The organism is Deltaproteobacteria bacterium, assembly GCA_016178705.1.
In the GTDB taxonomy this organism is placed as follows: domain Bacteria; phylum Desulfobacterota; class Binatia; order HRBIN30; family JACQVA1; genus JACOST01.
In genome coordinates, this window is sequence record JACOST010000032.1 from 114,419 (window position 1) to 130,424 (window position 16,006).

At 64.2% G+C, this 16,006-nt stretch carries 13 protein-coding genes; 8 read left to right on the forward strand and 5 right to left on the reverse strand.

Features of this window, described 5'->3' with window-relative positions; all coding sequences use genetic code 11:
- Positions 1–39: 39 nt before the first annotated feature.
- Complete coding sequence (locus HYR72_25390; GenBank protein ID MBI1818329.1) at positions 40–726, reverse strand: HAD family phosphatase; 687 nt, start codon at positions 724–726, stop codon at positions 40–42.
- Between the two features lie 51 nt (positions 727–777).
- On the opposite strand from HYR72_25390, the gene HYR72_25395 reads away from it, so the two are divergent.
- Complete coding sequence (locus HYR72_25395; protein MBI1818330.1) at positions 778–1,266, forward strand: response regulator; 489 nt, start codon at positions 778–780, stop codon at positions 1,264–1,266.
- A 6-nt stretch (positions 1,267–1,272) separates the two neighbouring features.
- Here HYR72_25395 and HYR72_25400 read toward each other — a convergent pair whose 3' ends face one another.
- Positions 1,273–2,685: a metallophosphoesterase gene (locus tag HYR72_25400; protein ID MBI1818331.1), complete on the reverse strand. Its 1,413-nt coding sequence runs from the start codon at positions 2,683–2,685 to the stop codon at positions 1,273–1,275.
- A gap of 148 nt (positions 2,686–2,833) precedes the next feature.
- Between HYR72_25400 and HYR72_25405 the strand changes: the two genes are divergently transcribed.
- Positions 2,834–4,471, forward strand: coding sequence for a hypothetical protein (locus tag HYR72_25405; protein ID MBI1818332.1), 1,638 nt, complete (start codon positions 2,834–2,836; stop codon positions 4,469–4,471).
- A gap of 42 nt (positions 4,472–4,513) precedes the next feature.
- Complete coding sequence (locus tag HYR72_25410; GenBank protein ID MBI1818333.1) at positions 4,514–7,222, forward strand: GNAT family N-acetyltransferase; 2,709 nt, start codon at positions 4,514–4,516, stop codon at positions 7,220–7,222.
- 53 nt (positions 7,223–7,275) lie between these two features.
- On the opposite strand, the gene HYR72_25415 is transcribed toward HYR72_25410, so the two are convergent.
- Complete coding sequence (locus tag HYR72_25415; GenBank protein ID MBI1818334.1) at positions 7,276–7,653, reverse strand: nitroreductase family deazaflavin-dependent oxidoreductase; 378 nt, start codon at positions 7,651–7,653, stop codon at positions 7,276–7,278.
- 354 nt (positions 7,654–8,007) lie between these two features.
- On the opposite strand from HYR72_25415, the gene HYR72_25420 reads away from it, so the two are divergent.
- The 5 genes from HYR72_25420 to HYR72_25440 all read left to right on the forward strand — a co-directional run bounded on the left by HYR72_25420 (position 8,008) and on the right by HYR72_25440 (position 13,290).
- Entirely contained in the window at positions 8,008–10,545 is a 2,538-nt protein-coding gene (locus HYR72_25420) for a DEAD/DEAH box helicase (GenBank protein MBI1818335.1), read from the forward strand.
- Positions 10,546–10,607: 62 nt separating this feature from the next.
- Positions 10,608–10,838 carry a hypothetical protein gene (locus HYR72_25425; protein ID MBI1818336.1) on the forward strand — a complete coding sequence of 77 codons (231 nt, stop codon included), beginning with the start codon at positions 10,608–10,610 and terminating at the stop codon, positions 10,836–10,838.
- A gap of 116 nt (positions 10,839–10,954) precedes the next feature.
- Positions 10,955–11,191, forward strand: coding sequence for a hypothetical protein (locus HYR72_25430; protein MBI1818337.1), 237 nt, complete (start codon positions 10,955–10,957; stop codon positions 11,189–11,191).
- Entirely contained in the window at positions 11,188–12,363 is a 1,176-nt protein-coding gene (locus tag HYR72_25435; GenBank protein MBI1818338.1) for a D-alanyl-D-alanine carboxypeptidase, read from the forward strand. The genes HYR72_25430 and HYR72_25435 overlap by 4 nt, the downstream gene beginning before the upstream one ends.
- 12 nt (positions 12,364–12,375) lie before the next feature.
- Positions 12,376–13,290: a hypothetical protein gene (locus tag HYR72_25440; protein ID MBI1818339.1), complete on the forward strand. Its 915-nt coding sequence runs from the start codon at positions 12,376–12,378 to the stop codon at positions 13,288–13,290.
- Positions 13,291–13,298: 8 nt separating this feature from the next.
- Here HYR72_25440 and HYR72_25445 read toward each other — a convergent pair whose 3' ends face one another.
- The gene (locus HYR72_25445) at positions 13,299–14,462 is read right to left on the reverse strand and encodes an amidohydrolase family protein (GenBank protein MBI1818340.1); all 1,164 of its coding nucleotides are present in this window, start codon (positions 14,460–14,462) and stop codon (positions 13,299–13,301) included.
- A 101-nt stretch (positions 14,463–14,563) separates the two neighbouring features.
- A complete protein-coding gene (locus tag HYR72_25450) occupies positions 14,564–15,994 on the reverse strand; it encodes an amidohydrolase family protein (protein ID MBI1818341.1) in 1,431 nt (476 codons plus the stop codon).
- Positions 15,995–16,006: the final 12 nt, after the last annotated feature.

Below are 16,006 nucleotides of genomic sequence, written 5' to 3' on the forward strand. Positions count from 1 at the left end.
TACGGATTGTTCCGGAAAGTGACAGTGCGCTGGCCTTCATCACAATGGCAAGTCCTCTAGCCGAAGCTCGCTGACGTGCGCAATCACCAAGTCGGCCGGCAACGCGGCGGCCGGATGATGCGTGGTCACGCCGATGCAGCGCATGCCAGCGGCGCGCGCACCGGCTATGCCGAGCGGGGAATCTTCGACCACGACGCACTCCGCGCCGGTCAGAGCCATCCCGGCGCGCGTGTTCAGCTCGCGCAGCGCGCACAGAAACGGATCGGGCGCGGGTTTACCGGCCATCACATCCTCTGCCCCAACCACTGCGGCAAAGAGCGCGCGGACGCCGGCGCGATCGAGAATGGCCTCGATCTCATCGCGGAACGCCCCCGATGCGACCGCCAGTACGAAGCGCGGATGCAACCGCCGCAGCAACTCGGGCACGCCGTCGTAGAGCGTCGCCCCCTGCGACAACGCAGCGAACTGTGCGCGCTTGCGGGAGACGAGCGCGTCGAGTTCGGTCGCGGTGGGGCGTCGACCGGCACGGGCGTACAACGCGGCCAGGCAGGCGCGATCGGGCAAGCCGAGGAACTGCGTGAAGTAGTCCGCCTGCGAGAGATCCATCCCGTCACTGCGCGCCACCGCCTGAAACGCCGCACAGTGCAAAGCTTCGGTGTCAGCCAACACACCATCGAAGTCGAAGATCACGGCGCGCACCGAAGAGCCACGGATTATGCCAGACACGCATTCGCTCGCTGGCTTGACACTGACGACGTGGCCTGGCTATCCGAAGGCATGGCCGACACCACCCCCGCGACGATTCTGCTCGTCGACGACGAGCCGGCCGTGGGGCAAAGTTTGGCCGCCCTCCTCGAACTCGAGACACCGTACAAGGTGCTGGTCGAGACCTCACCGCAGCGGGCGATCCAACTCGCTAAAGTCACGCCGCTCGACTTAGTGGTCTCCGACTTTCTCATGCCTGAACTCGATGGCATCGGCTTTCTCCTCGAGATCCGTGCCCTCTACCCGGAGAGCACGCTCATACTCCTCACCGGGTACGCAGACAAGGAAAACGCCATCCGCGCGATCAACGACGTCGGCATCTTCCATTACATCGAGAAGCCGTGGGACAACGACGATCTGCTGACCATCATCACCACCGGCCTCGACAAACGGTTACAACTCCACCGGCTGTACGAGCGCACCCGCGAGCTTGAGGGCCGCGTACAACAACTGCAGCAACGTAATGCGGAACTCGAGCAACGGCTCAAGGGAGCGACGTGATCCGCATCACTGTTTCTCAAAGGGTTCCGGTTCCTTCTTCCGTTTGTTCCAGCGCCAGAGATTGGCGCGCCAGTTCTGACCGTCACCGGTCGCGGCGAAATATACGAAGTACGCGTCTTCGCCCATCGGCACCCACGTTCCAACGTTGATATATTGCCCACCCGTAGGAAGCGGCCACGTGCCGGCGGCGTGCGAGTGACCGAAGACCACGTTCTGCACTTTGAACAACGCGGCGATGCGTTCTGCCGTGTGCCGCAATTGTGCGGCTTCGGCGATGCGCCGGAAACGCAGCGCGCCAACGTACACGATCGATCCCATCACGGTCATCGCCGCCACCAGCGCGAGCAACCCGGTCCGCGCCGGGTACCAAATCAGGATGCCGGCGACCGCGGCCGCCAGCAGCCCGCCAAACACGATCAGATCCAGGGCCAGAAACCGCGCCGTGGCCAGAACACCGCGCATAACCGGCGAGGCGCGCATCGCATTCACCGCCGCGGCGGTTCCCGATGGCAAGCCGAACTTTTCATCCACGGCGGCAATCCGCCGATCGTTTTCTTCCCGCACCTGCCGCTCCGCCAGCGGGTTGGGTCGGCCACTCTTGGCCAGGACCCGCCGAACCATCGCCCCATACAAGCTGGCCACGCGCGGCAGGATCTTGAGATTGCCGCCGACCACCCAGCCGATGTACTCGCTCACCGACATGATGTTCTCGGCCGCCATGGCATCGATCGTCTTCATCTGATTCGTGAAGTAACGGATCGCCAACTCCGCAATCGACAGTTGCATGTGGGTCGGCGATTCCGGCACCAACGGATTGAGCACGTGCTCGGTCGCACAGAACGGATCGTACTGACAGCCATGCTCGACGTACAACAACCCCGGCTCGCACCAGAACCACAACGGAAACTGCACGCGTTGCGCGACCGCTTCCTTCATCGCCATGTAGCTGAAGTCTTCCGGATGATGCTCGGCGATGAGACGGCGGAAATGGTCCTGCACCTCGGGCCACGACATTTCGAGATCATGGTTGCCGCGCAACAGGATCACCTCATTGCCTTCCGCGACGAAGCGCGCCAAGGCCAAGAGCAACTGCGGATGACTGGCACGCAGGATACGGTCGAGCTTCCAGCGCGACTTGGGCGCCTCAGTACCGGGACCGTAGCGCTGCTCGCTCTCAGGGAACGACACCCCGCGCATCAAGCGCTCGTTCGGATCGGGGAGATCGGTGATGTACAGGAACTCAATAAAATCGCCGCCGATGATCAACCGCCAGCGCCGATCGGCCGCGCGGTTGAGGCGATAGTAGCGGAGGAAGTCGGCGAACTCTTCGTCGAAGTGATACAGCCCTGCGGTCGGGTTGTTGAACCCGCCACGCAGATGCAGATCGGAGACGATCAGGTAATCAAACGCTACGCTCATACAACTCCTGCTTGCGTATCACCGAGTCGCGGGCGATTTCAATTCAACGCGACCCAGGGCACCCGGGGTTCTCCGGTTGCGCAGCCGCCCGCGAACGAACTACAAACCACGAACTGCAAACCACGGACTTTCCGCTAGGGAGGATGGCATGAAGCTTCGGCTCGCGTTTCTCGCAGTCACCATCTGCGCTCACGCCGCGCTGGCCCAGGAACATCACGCGGCGACCTCCAAACCCGCTATGTTGCTCACAGGACTCGGCTCGCACCACCACGCGATCGCCACCACGAGCAAGCAAGCGCAGCAGTTCTTCGATCAGGGTCTGACGCTCGCCTTCGGTTTCAATCACGAGGAAGCCATCCGCTCGTTCCACCGCGCAGCCGAACTCGACCCACAGGCCGCAATGCCGCAGTGGGGCATCGCCTACGCGCTGGGTCCAAACTACAACATGGATGTCGACAAGCAGCACGAGCAAGCCGCCTACGCGGCCGCGCAGAAGGCGCTCGCACTCGCCGCGAACGGCCCCGAGCACGAGCGCGCCTACATCGAAGCGCTCGCCACGCGCTACTCCAACGATCCCAACGCCGACCTCAAGCCGCTCAACGTGGCGTACAAGAACGCGATGGCCGAAGTGGCGAAGCGCTACCCCGATGATCTGGACGCGGCCACGATCTATGCGGAAAGCGCGATGATCTTGCGCCCGTTCAAGCTGTGGAACCCCGATGGCACGCCGGCCGAAGGAACCGAGGAGATCGTCGCGGTGCTCGAAGTGGTGCTGCGCCGAGATCCAGATCATCCCGGGGCCAATCACTTTTACATTCACGCGGTCGAGGCATCACCGCACCCTGAGCGCGCCCTCCCCAGCGCCAAGCGGCTCGAAACTGCCGTGCCCGCCGCCGGCCACCTCGTCCACATGCCGTCACACATCTACATGCGCACCGGCTACTACCGCGACGCCGCCGCCAGCAACGCCGCCGCCGTGGCCGCCGACCGAGCGTATCTGCGCACCGTGACGTCCGACGTTCACATGTATCCGCTGATGTACTTCAGCCACAACATCCACTTCCTGGCGTTCGCCAGCGCGATGGCGGGACGCCGCAGCGACGCGATCGCCGCCGCCAAGGAACTCTATCCCGTCATCAGTCCCAACGCTGTTGAGCTAGCGGGACTGATCGACCCCCTAATTGCGACCCGCTTCCTCATTCCTCTCCGGTTCCGGGACTGGAAGGAGGTGCTGCGCGCGCCCGAGCCGGATGCAAAGCTCGCCGGCGCTCACGGGATGTGGCACTTCGCCCGCGGCGTGGCTCGATTGGGGATGGGCGATGCCGCCGCGGCGGAACAAGAACGAGCAGCACTCGATACCGCGCGCCAGACCCTGCCCGACGGTGCCGGCTTCGGCTTCAGCACTGCCGCCGATATCTTGAACCTGGCCGCTGCGGCGTTCGATGCCCGTCTGGCTGCCACGAACGGCGATAGAAACGCGGCGATCGTCAATTGGCAGAAAGCAGTCGTCATCGAGGATGGCCTCGCATACAACGAACCGGCCGACTGGTACTATCCGGTGCGCGAGTCGCTCGGCGGTGCGCTGCTGCGCGATGGACAATACGCTGAGGCCGAGCAGGTGTTTCGTGCTGACCTCGAGCGCAACCCGCGCAACCCGCGCTCACTCTTGGGGCTTTCGGAAGCCTTGAAGGCGCAACACAAGACGGCCGCCGCCGACACGGTGCACGCAGAGTTTGAGCTCGCGTGGAAGAACGCCGACACCAGGTTGGGCAGCGACGATCTGTAGCCATCGGCCGTCGTTCAGGTCTTCATCAAGCGAGCTTCGATCATGCCCGCGCCAACCAGCGATCCCGCCGGCTTCCGCGCGTACAGCGCCGAAGCCATTCTGCGTGACGGCAGCTCGATTCACATTCGCGCGCTGAGGCCGAGTGACAAGGCGCTGCTGATCGAACACTTTCAGCAGTTGAGTCCGCGCTCGGTGTACTTCCGCTTCTTTGGCGCGAAGAAGCGCCTCACCGATGCCGAGTTGGCGCGCTTCACCGAGCTCGATTTCGCGCGCAATGCCGCATTGGTAGCCGTCCGCCGCGATGGTGGATGCGAATTGCTAATCGGCGTTGGCCGCTATTCGAGTAGCGCGGTGGCACACCGCGCCGAAGTCGCATTCGCCGTACTGGACAAGTATCAGGGTCGCGGGGTCGGCACGCTGCTGCTCGAACACCTCGTGCCGATCGCCCGCGCCAATGGCATCACCGAGTTCGAAGCCGATGTGCTCGGCGAGAACAACCAAATGCTGCAGGTCTTCGCGGCCAGCGGCTTTACGGTGAAGCGCTCGATTGAAGCCGGCGTGTTCCATGTCGTGTTTGCGACCACTGAGACCGAACAGTTTCTTGCCGCCAGCCAGCAGCGCGAGCGGCGAGCGGCGGCGCAGAGCATCCGCACATTTCTGCAGCCGCGTTCCGTGGCGGTGGTCGGCGCCTCGCGCAGCCCCGGGTCGATCGGTGCGGCACTGGTTGCGAACCTCAAACGCGACGGGTTCGCCGGACCGATCTATCCGGTGAATCCCAGCGCCGCCGAGATCGACGGCCTCACCACCTATCCAACCGTCAGCGCGATCGGCGCGCCGGTCGACCTTGTGCTCATCGCCGTGCCCGCAGCGGCCGTGGAAGCGGCGGTAGCCGATTGCGCGCGCGCCGGCACGCGTGGGGTGGTGGTAATCTCGTCGGGCTTCGCCGAGGCGTCGGCGGCGGGGCGCGAAGCGCAACGGCGCTTGACCGAATTCGTCCGCGGCTCCGGCATGCGCATGGTGGGCCCGAACTGCATGGGCGTACTCAACACCGATCCGGCCATTTCACTCAACGGCACGTTCGCCCCGGTCTGGCCGCCCGCCGGTAACATCGGCATGTCTTCGCAGAGCGGCGCCCTCGGCCTCGCTATTCTCGACTACGCACGCACGCGCAACTTGGGCATGTCGACCTTCGTCTCGGTAGGCAACAAGGCCGACGTATCGAGCAACGATCTGCTCGCGTACTGGGCGGAAGATCCCCGCACCGATGTCATCGTGCTGTACCTGGAGAGTTTCGGAAACCCGCGCAAATTTGCGCGCGTCGCTCCTGAGGTCGCACGCCACAAACCAATCGTCGCCGTGAAATCGGGCCGCTCCGCCGCCGGCACGCGCGCGGCATCGAGCCATTCGGCCGCACTCGCCAATCTCGATGTCGCCGTTGACGCCCTGTTCGAGCAAGCCGGCGTCATCCGCACGGCGACGCTCGAAGATCTCTTCGACGTGCTGGCGTTGCTTTCGACCCAGCCTTTGCCACCGAGTCGGCGGGTCGGCGTGGTGACCAACGCGGGCGGCCCCGGCATACTACTCGCCGATGCCTGCGAAGCGCACGGATTGCAGCTTCCCCAGTTGTCGGCCGAAACCGTGATGAGTCTGCGCACGTTCCTGCCCGCGCATGCGGGCTACGCCAACCCAATCGACATGACCGCGTCGGCGACGCCGGAACAGTACGCGCGGGCGATCGAGTTGATCGGCAGCGACGCGGCGGTCGATGCGCTGGTCGTGATCTACATTCCACCGATGGTCACGCAGCCGGAGGAAGTGGCAACCGCCATCGCCCGCGCGGCCGGCGCCGTTCCGGCGGCGAAGCCGATTCTGACCGTATTCATCTCGTCGCAAGGGGCGCCGCCGATGCTCAGCACCGGACCGCGCGGTCGCCTGCCGTCGTACAGCTTTCCGGAAAACGCAGCGCTCGCGTTAGCAGCCGTTGAACGCTACGCACGCTGGCGCGAGCGGCCACGCGGAACGCCGCTCACCCTCGATCCGTTCGCGCAAAGCGCCGTCCGTGCCGTGGTCGATCGCGTGCTCGTGCAGGCCGACGGACCCACGTGGCTGGAGCCGAAGGACCTTGCCACGGTGCTGCGCGCGGTCGGTATCGAGTGCGCGGCGAGCGAACAGACCACGGTCGCCGACGCACTCGCAACCGCCAGCCGCATGGGCTATCCGCTGGTCGCCAAGGCAATCGCCCCCAGCGTTGTACACAAGAGCGACGTCGGCGGCGTCATCATGGGACTACATTCCGCCAAGGCGGTCGCAGTGGCGGTGCGGACGCTGGATGAGCGCATGCGCACAATCGGCGCACCGCTCGATGGCGTACTGCTCCAGCGCGAAGTGCCCGGCGGAATCGAAGCGTTGGTCGGCGTCACCACCGATCCTATTTTCGGACCGCTGGTGGTCTGCGGCATGGGCGGGGTGTTGGTGGAACTGCTACACGACGTGTCGTTTCACCTAACTCCGGTCAGCGACATCGATGCCGTCGAGATGATCGGCAAGCTGCGCGCGCGCCCGTTGCTCGACGGCTACCGCGGCGCGCCGGCCGGCGATCGCGACGCGCTTGCCGGCGTGATCCAGCGTATTTCAGCACTGGTGGAACTGGTACCGGAGCTGCGCGAACTCGACCTCAATCCGATCAAAGTGCTCCCGCCCGGTCAGGGCGCGATCGTCGTCGATGCCCGCATGCGCATTCAACCCGGCTGATGGCGGATCGCGTATGGCAGATAGCTGATGGCTGATCGCCTACTGCCCACTGCCTACTGCCTACTAATCCCTTCCACCCGCACCGGCACTCCGGCTCCGATCTGCGATCCCACCCAGCTCGCCAGCCACGCACGCCAGTACTTCTGGCGCATGAGGTCGATCACGCGCTGCGCTGCGGCGGGATCGGTGATGACGATGGCGCGGCCGCGCAGCTTCGTCCCGGCGATGTCGAGCGCCACCTCGGGATGATGCTTCACATTTACCAGCCATCCCTTGCGGGCGTTCTTGCCCGCTTGCACGAGCAGGTGGTCGCCCTCGACGACGAACCAAATCTCGGCGACGCGTTGCTGGCCGCTCTTGCGCCCAGTGGTCGTGAGCTTGAGAGTCTTCGCGTTCGCAACAGCAGCCAGAGTCGTCGACAGGTCGGCCATTGGTTCTCCCCACGCGGGCGCGACCAGAGCGAGCACCCCGCACAACGTCAGCCAAGCGCGATTCCGAACGTGATCCATGGTGCGCCAGTTTAGTCGGTTGCCGTGCCGACACAACCGGCGTAACCGTGTTCTCCGCGGTGCGACTGTGCTCAAGAAGGCCCTCGATACGTTCGCGTCGCTCACACTCGGGCAAGCGGATTTTGGCAAGCCCTGAAGAACACAGCCGCTTCCCCGAGTAGCCGCACTGAGTAGAAGCCGAAGGCTTCGTATCGAAGGGCAGCGTATCGAGGGGCTCCTTCTCGCCCAGAGCCTCTCGCTACTGACAGCGACGCCTGCGGCTGGTAGCGTCGCCCCGTGCCCGTGTCCATCGATGACCGCTTTACCGCCAGCGCCGCCGGCGCGTTGCGCGCGGCCATCGCCGACGCCGGCGGCAACGAGGTGTTCCTGCTCGCCACGCTCGACGACCACGCGCGTGTGGCGTCGGTGCGCGTGCTCGCGCGCGGTAACCGGCACGCGGTACCGGCCCTGCTGCAAGTCCCTCGGCCCGGCGAGGTCGTGGTGCACAACCATCCGAGCGGCGAACTCGTCCCGTCCGATGAGGATCTGGCGATCGCGTCGGCGCTCGGCAACAACGGCGTCGGGGCCTACATCGTCAACAACGCCGCCACCGATCTGTACGTTGTCGTCGAACCGCACCGGGCGCCGGTGGCCGCGCGCATCGCGATCAACGAGACCAGTGCGCGGCTAGCGCCTGGCGGCACCATCGCGACCGCGCTCGCCGGCTATGAGCATCGGGCCCAACAATTGCGCATGCTCGAAGCGGTGGTCACCGCGTTCAACGACGGCACCACGCTGACCGTCGAAGCCGGCACTGGCACCGGCAAATCGCTCGCCTACCTGCTGCCCGCAATCGAATGGAGCCTGCAGAACCGCGAGCGAGTCGTCATCTCGACGCACACGATCAACTTGCAGGAACAACTCATCAACAAAGATCTCCCGCTCCTCACACAGCAGAACGGACTCGCCTGCACCACCGCGCTGGTCAAAGGCCGGGGCAACTACCTCTGCCGGCGCAAAGCCGCGCAGGTAGAGGCACAGGGTGCACAACTGATCGAGGACGATCAGCAGCGCGAGCTGCAGGATCTGCTCGCGTGGGCCAAGCGCACCAAAGACGGCAGCCTCAGCGATCTCGCGGTGCGCCCGCGGCGTGAGGTATGGGAGCACGTCGTGTCGGAGAACGACAACTGTCTGCGCGCGCGCTGCCCGTTCTACTCGACGTGCTTCTTCTACAGCGCGCGCCGGGCGGCGGCGCAAGCCGACATCATCGTCGCCAATCATCACTTGCTGATGGCCGACTTGGCGCTGCGCGAGGAGATCAGCAGCTACACGCAGAACGCGGTGCTGCCGCCGGCGCGGCGGGTGATCATCGACGAAGCGCATCACCTGGAGGACGTCGCCACCAACTATTTTGGAAGCCGCCTGAGCTACGCTGCCATAGAACGGACGTTCGGCCGCCTGCGCAGTCAGAAGCACCCGACCAAGGGCGTGTTGCCAGCGCTGATCATGGCGCTCGAATCCATTGACGGACCAGATGACGTGCCGTCAGCGCAAGGCGCGGTGCGCTGGATCGAGCACCGGCTGATACCCGCACGCGAGAGCCTGCTCGTCGACGCCGAGCAGTGCTTCACCGAGTTAATGAGCGGCTTGGAGGACGTGCTTGAGCGCCCGCTCGCCGCCGGCACCGACGAGAAGCTGCGCATCGTCCCGGAGTTTCGCGCCCTCCCCTACTGGAGCACGTTGGAGCGCGCACTCACACGCCTCGGCTCTGCGCTCGGTGACTACGCGACCGACTTCGCCGGCGTGACCGAACGAGTCGAGCAACTCTCCGACGAAGCCGGCAAGCAAGTGCTGTTTCTCACCACCGAGCTGCGGGCGTTGCAGGGACGCATCGCCGGCTTCGGCGCCGCCCTACTCGAATTTATCGGCGAGGATGAGAACACCTGCCGCTGGATCGAGGTGCGGCAGCGACCGCGCGTTGGAAAAGCCATCGCCTTTCACAGCGCACCAATCGCGGTCGGGCCGCTGCTGCGCAAAGCGCTGTTCGAACAGTTTCCGACGGTCGTCTTGACCTCGGCGACGCTCGCCGTCGATCGGCGCTTCGACTACCTGCACGACCGACTGGGACTCAACGCACTCTCCGATCGCGATCGTGTGCTCACGCTGCAGTTGGACTCGCCGTTCGATTTTGCGCGGCAGGCGATCCTGGCTGTCCCGCGTGACCTCCCCGAGCCGACCGATCCCGGCTACGAAGCGGCCACCCACGAAACCATCGCCGAGATCGTGCGCGCGACGCAGGGCGGCACGTTCGTCTTGTTCACCGCGTATGGCGCGCTCAACCGCGCGGTCGCCGCGCTCGGCTCGACGCTCAGTGCGCAGGGGTTCACCGTGCTGACGCAGGGGGAGACCGACCGGCAACTCTTGCTGAGCCGCTTCGTCGCCGATCCGCGCGCGGTATTATTCGCCACTGACAGCTTCTGGGAAGGTGTCGATGTACGCGGCGATGCCCTGCGCTGCGTGGTCATCACCCGTCTTCCGTTTCGTGTCCCCACCGAGCCGATCGAGCAAGCCCGTGTCGAAGCCATCACCGCCCGCGGCGGCAACGCGTTCAACGAGCAGACCGTGCCGCAAGCGGCGATCAAGTTGAAGCAAGGGTTCGGACGATTGATCCGGAGCCGTACCGATCGTGGCGCGGTCGTCCTGCTCGACAGCCGTGTCGTCCGCAAACGCTACGGCCGCGTGTTTCTCGATTCGTTGCCGCCCGCTCGGCGGCTGATTGGCGATCGGCAGGCCGTGTACACGACGTTGCGACACTTCTTCGCGCAACCAACGTGAGCATCTGTTTGGAGGATGGGCCCGCCCTCCTCGCGCAGCCCATGGTGTGCTACTTTACGCCCATGCCGCTTTCGCAAAGCGAGCGTGAGTTCATGCAACGGCTCGGCGAATACAAGCGCGCGTCGCACGACGAAGCCGCGGCGCAACATCGCGCGCTGCCGTTGGCCGAACGCTTGCGGCGGAGTTGGACCCTGTACGTCACCTCCCGTGCGGAAGCCAACGTGACGTCGGAGGGTGACGATCCGGCAGGCTTCTATCAACTCGCGCGCTCGCGTGGTCTCTACCGCCCATGAGCGAGCCGGTCACCGCATAGACTCGCTCTCCTCAAGGTCACATACACAGCATCCGCGTCGCACCGGCAACGCAATCCGTGTAGCAACCCACCCCCTGCCCTGCTAAATGCACTCACATGCTGAAGGCCGTCACGCTCGCCGAGATCGAGAAGATTTTCACCGTCATCGAACGCCACGGACTGTCACGCGAGGCGGTGGTGATCCCGCTGCGGCCGGCGGCGCCCGGCACGGTGAACATGCTGGCGAATGGAAAGTTGGAGATCGTCGTCGACAGCCAGGTGCCGATCGACGACTGGCTCGCCACGCTCGATGCGAACATCACGGCGTTGATGGCGGAGGATGGAAAGCGATGATCCGAACGACTGTGCGCGTTGCCGCACTTGCGTTGGTAGCGCTGACGCTCTCAGCCGGAACGGCGACAGCGCGGCGCACGAGCCGGCCCAACGCCGAAGAAGGCAGCGGCAAGCCTCGCGGCAGCGCCGCGCCGTACCACGCCTATCTCTTGATGGACGCGGGTTCGGGCCTGGTGTTGGCGGAGGAGAACGCCCATCTCAAGTGGCCGCCGGCGTCGATGACCAAGATGATGCTCATGCTCATCGTCGCCGAACACGTCCGCGACGGCGCCAACAAATGGGACGAGCCGGTCACCACTTCGCGCCGCGCCAGCAAGATGGGCGGGTCGCAGGTCTATCTGAAGGACGGCGAGGTGTTCCCGCTCAATGAGATGATGCAGGCCATCATCATCCACTCGGCCAACGACGCGGCACTCGCGGTGGCGGAACACATCGGCGGCTCATCCGAAGCGTTCGTCGATCTCATGAACGAACGCGCGCATGAGCTGGGGCTCAAGGACACCACCTACCACAGCCCGCACGGGCTCCCGCCCGGCAAAGGACAGGAGGCGGACCTGACCAGCGCGTACGACCTCGCCGTGCTCGCGCGCGAGTTGGTCAAATATCCTGAGATCATGAAGTGGGCCGGCACCAAGGAAACCACCTTTCGCGGCGGCGCCATGATTCTGCGTAACACCAACCGCCTGGTGCGCGACACCAATTGGGTCGACGGCCTGAAGACCGGCTTCTATCGCGAGGCTGGCTTCTGCGTAACCGCCACCGCGACGCGCAATGATGTGCGCCTGATCGCGGTCGTGCTCGGATCGACACGCAAGGAAGATTCGTTCAACGAAGCCGCCAAGCTGCTCAACAAAGGCTTCGCGACCTACAAGGTCATTCCGGCCGTGAAGAAGGGCGAGGTCGTGGCTAACGACGTGCCGGTGCAGCAGGGCAAACCGAAATTCGTCCGCATCGTCGCCGGCGATAGCGTGAACGTCTTGGCAGAGAAGACGGCCAAGCGCAGCTTCCAACTCGAACTCGCACTCAGCGGCCAACTCACCGCGCCGCTCGCCGTCGGCGCCAAAGTCGGCGACGTGATCGTGAAGGAAGACGGCAAGGAAATCGGCCGCGTGCCGGCAGTCACCGGCGACGCGGTAGAAAAAGCGACCGGCTTGCTGGAGCGATTCTTCTAGGCAGGTTCGAGGGTGCGGCGCGCGTCGGCGATTGCTGGGTTGCTGGGGACGCTGGCGCTGAGTTGCATCGGCACAGCGCAAGCGATCCCGTTGCTCGCCGACGCGAACTGCGATGGCATCGGCTCGGCGGCGGATTTCGTTGCCGCCTCGATCGTCGCGCAAGACACATTCGCGTTGCACGATTGCCGCGGCGCCGATCCGTTCTGCGACGGTCAGCTCACACCGCAGACGCAGGAACTCTTGCTCAACGACGTATTTCATCGGCTTGAGCTGCCCTGGACCCCGACGCCAACCAAGACGCCGACCACTACTCGTACACCGTCGCTCACACGGACGGCGACAGCGACCCGTACGCCCTCACAGACCGGGACGATCACGCTCACGGCATCGCTCACGCCAACACCGAGCGCATCACCCACCAACACGTCGCCGCCGACGCCAACGCGCACGGCGACTCCGTCCGTGACACCAACCAGCACCTTCACCCCGAGCGCTACCAGGACCCCCACCGGCATCGCGCAGCAGTTCGCTGGCACGTGGTCGGTGCATTGGGGACACGGCATCGAATCGGTCTGCTTCCTCGCCGGCATCGCCCAGCCCTGTCCGTTGTGCGTCCCCGACACCACGTACAAGGTGACCGCAGTGAACAGCCAGCTCGATGTGATCAATCAAGTGACGGGCGAGACTCTCGGCCGTGGATTGCCGATCGTATTCAACGGCAACGAGGGAACGGTAGTAACCCGGTTGACGCGGACGTTCGGCGATCCGTGTTTCGGCGTACTACCGCAGCAAGTCTTCGACTACGCACTGACCTTCGACATCAACGGCATCGGCACCGCGCTAGTGAATTGGAGCTATGGCGCAAACACCAACTGCGCAGTGTGCGAACCCCACGATACGGGAGCGATGCAGCGCATCGGCCCATAGACGGTCAGTCACAGCCCGAACTGCCGCGCGGCGTTGCCGCCCATGTAGGCAGCGGCGACCTCGTCGGTGACCTTCCACGTGTTCAAGTTCGCCAGCGCTTCCGACGGCTCGGAGGCGTCGTGATGCGGGTAGCGTGACCCCCACGCAGCGATGCCGCCGAAGATGTCGGGCAATCGCGCAACGCTCGACTCCCAAGTATTAAAGCCGACGAGGTACGGGCGCTGGAAGAAAAGTCGCTCGGGTTCGAGACTGACATCCTGGGTGGAACTCATGAGCCACAGGTAGGTCTCCGCCTTTTCGAGCGCGAGCGGCACCCACGACGCACCGGAGTGCAGGAAGCTGAGCTTGAGCGCGGGAAAGTCTTCCATGTGGCCGCAGAAGCAGAACGCGTTGAGCATGATCGCGTTGTCCATCGTCGGCGCCACCGACTCGGCGACACTGTGGCCGATGCGCAAGTAACCGGCGACGCGCTCGACGTACGAACCTTCGGACGTCCACTCGGGGTTGGTGTGACCGCTCGATGGATGAATGCAGGCAACGATGCCGAGCGCTTCGAGCCGCTGCCACAGCGGTTTGTAGTAGTCCTGGTTGGGAAAGCGATGATTGAAAAACGCCGGCCGAATGAAGACCGCACGAAAGCCCAGCTTGGCGACGCGTTCCAGCTCTCTGATTGCAAAGCTCACTTCCTGCATCGGCAGGATGGCGACTGGGATGAGCCGTTTCGGCGCCGCGCTGCAGAAGTCGCGCAGCCAATCGTTGTAGGCGTGGGCGAGGGCCGCGGCAGCGTCGGGGTTTTGCACCACCGGAAAGTACTCGGCGAACAACGTCGGGAACAGCACCGCGGTGTCGATCCCCATTGCGTCCATGTCCTTCAACCGCGCGGCCGGATCGTAGGCGCCGGAGTTGATCGGATGGCGCATGTCGGGATCAAGCGCGCCAATGTCTTCCGGCTTCATCCCCGGCTTCCAGATCGCCTGCCGGTTGATGCCGCTGGAGTTCATCTCCTTCGCCTGCGCGCCGTTCACGATGGTCACCGCCAGGCCAAGCTCGTCCACCTCGTGCCAGAACGCCGTGCGCGCCACCACACGGTACTCGCGATCGAGGTACTTCTCCCAAATCGCGGTGGGTTCGAGTACGTGACTGTCGCAATCGATGATCGGGAAGTGGGGCATGGGGCACAGCTCCAAGTTCAAAGCTCAAAGTTGAAAGCTCAAAGCCAGATTCCGTCCTCTGACTTGTCGCTTTCTACTTTCAGCTTTTGGCTAGGTTGAGGTTAGAAGTTCCTCAACATCTCCAACACGAAGCGTGGATCCATCTTGCTGACGCTGAAGCCGGTCTTGCCGTGCGCGCGCGGATCGGCTTCGGATTCGGCGAACGCGGCGATCTCTTCCGGCTTCGGAAACCAGTCGGGTCGCGGGATCTGCTTCGGCTCCTCGGTCACGAACATCTTGCCTTCGATGCCATAGAGCCGGCGCGCATTGCCCCCGAGCAATTTTTCCTGCACCGGACCCGGCACACCGATCTCGTTCATCTCACGCATCGCGCTCCACGAATCGGCGCCGTCGTGATGATACGCATCGGAGGACCAGATGCCGACGTTTTCGAAACGGTCCCACTGGCGGAACGTCCACGTCTCGTCCGACTCGAAGGCGATGGTGCACTGTTGATAGAAGGCTTCACTCGGCAGGCGGTCGGTCTTCACGCGCCGCTCGTTGGCGTACAGCTTGAACAATCGGTCGCAGTGTTCGAGCAGCTCGGGCACCCAACTCGAATTGGATTCGAAGATCGCCATTTTCAGTTTCGGATAGATGTCGAGGAAGCCGGAGAGAAGCACCTGCGCCAGCCAGGTCATGGCTTCGAAGATGAAACTGAGTGTCTGCCCATCGACCATGCGCCCGCCAATGAACTGATCGCCGGTGCGCATGATGAGTTCGCCCGGCGACACCGGCACCGGCCACGGCTCGGCCGGCAGCGCGGGGAACGTGTGCATGCCGACGACGATGCCGGTTTCTTCGAAGGCGCGGTAGACCTTGTCCATGGTGTTGCGGATCGTGCCGCTGCCGAGGATCGGGAAAATGCGATTGGGATATTGGCCGCGCGCATCGATCGGCCGCACCAGGGCCACGCGGAAGCCTTTCCTGGCGATGCGCTCCAGCTCCTGCACCGTGTACCCGGGATTTTGCAGCGGCAGCCAGCCGGCGGGAAACAAGCGGTCGGGAACGGCGGCGCAGAAGTCTGTCGCCCAATTGTTGTAGGCGCGCGTCAATGCATACGCACCCTCGGCGTTCTCGATGTACGGGAAGTTCGCAACCATCATCGTCGGAATGATGAGCACCTGATCGATGCCCATCAGGTCCATGTCCTTCAGGCGCGCATGCGGATCGTAAGCGCCGCGATGTTCGAGATAGGTTTTCTGATCGGGCGTCAGCGGCGTCTGCTGCAACTTGCGCATGATCTTCTTGTTCATGCCGGGGCCGGCGATGCAGATCGGATTGTAGCCGGGAAAATTGTAGCTGGCCCCACCGATCGCCACGGTGCGGCCGTTCAAGATCGCCTGCTTCTCGTCCTGCCAGTAGCTGTGCCGCACGAGGTCGCGGTACTGCGGTTCGACGTACTTGTTCCAGATCTCGTACGGATCGTTGATATGCGCGTCGCAATCGAACACCGGAAAGTTTTTCTTCAGCGGCGTCTTCGCCTGAGTCATCGCGTTCCTCCT

Excerpts from the sequence above, each read along its gene's own strand:
- HYR72_25395 (MBI1818330.1), top strand. The coding sequence starts at position 778 with ATGGCCGACACCACCCCCGCGACGATTCTGCTCGTCGACGACGAGCCG.
- HYR72_25400 (MBI1818331.1), bottom strand. The coding sequence starts at position 2,685 with ATGAGCGTAGCGTTTGATTACCTGATCGTCTCCGATCTGCATCTGCGT.
- HYR72_25405 (MBI1818332.1), top strand. The coding sequence starts at position 2,834 with ATGAAGCTTCGGCTCGCGTTTCTCGCAGTCACCATCTGCGCTCACGCC.
- HYR72_25410 (MBI1818333.1), top strand. The coding sequence starts at position 4,514 with ATGCCCGCGCCAACCAGCGATCCCGCCGGCTTCCGCGCGTACAGCGCC.
- HYR72_25415 (MBI1818334.1), bottom strand. The coding sequence starts at position 7,653 with ATGGCCGACCTGTCGACGACTCTGGCTGCTGTTGCGAACGCGAAGACT.
- HYR72_25425 (MBI1818336.1), top strand. The coding sequence starts at position 10,608 with ATGCCGCTTTCGCAAAGCGAGCGTGAGTTCATGCAACGGCTCGGCGAA.
- HYR72_25430 (MBI1818337.1), top strand. The coding sequence starts at position 10,955 with ATGCTGAAGGCCGTCACGCTCGCCGAGATCGAGAAGATTTTCACCGTC.
- HYR72_25435 (MBI1818338.1), top strand. The coding sequence starts at position 11,188 with ATGATCCGAACGACTGTGCGCGTTGCCGCACTTGCGTTGGTAGCGCTG.
- HYR72_25445 (MBI1818340.1), bottom strand. The coding sequence starts at position 14,462 with ATGCCCCACTTCCCGATCATCGATTGCGACAGTCACGTACTCGAACCC.
- HYR72_25450 (MBI1818341.1), bottom strand. The coding sequence starts at position 15,994 with ATGACTCAGGCGAAGACGCCGCTGAAGAAAAACTTTCCGGTGTTCGAT.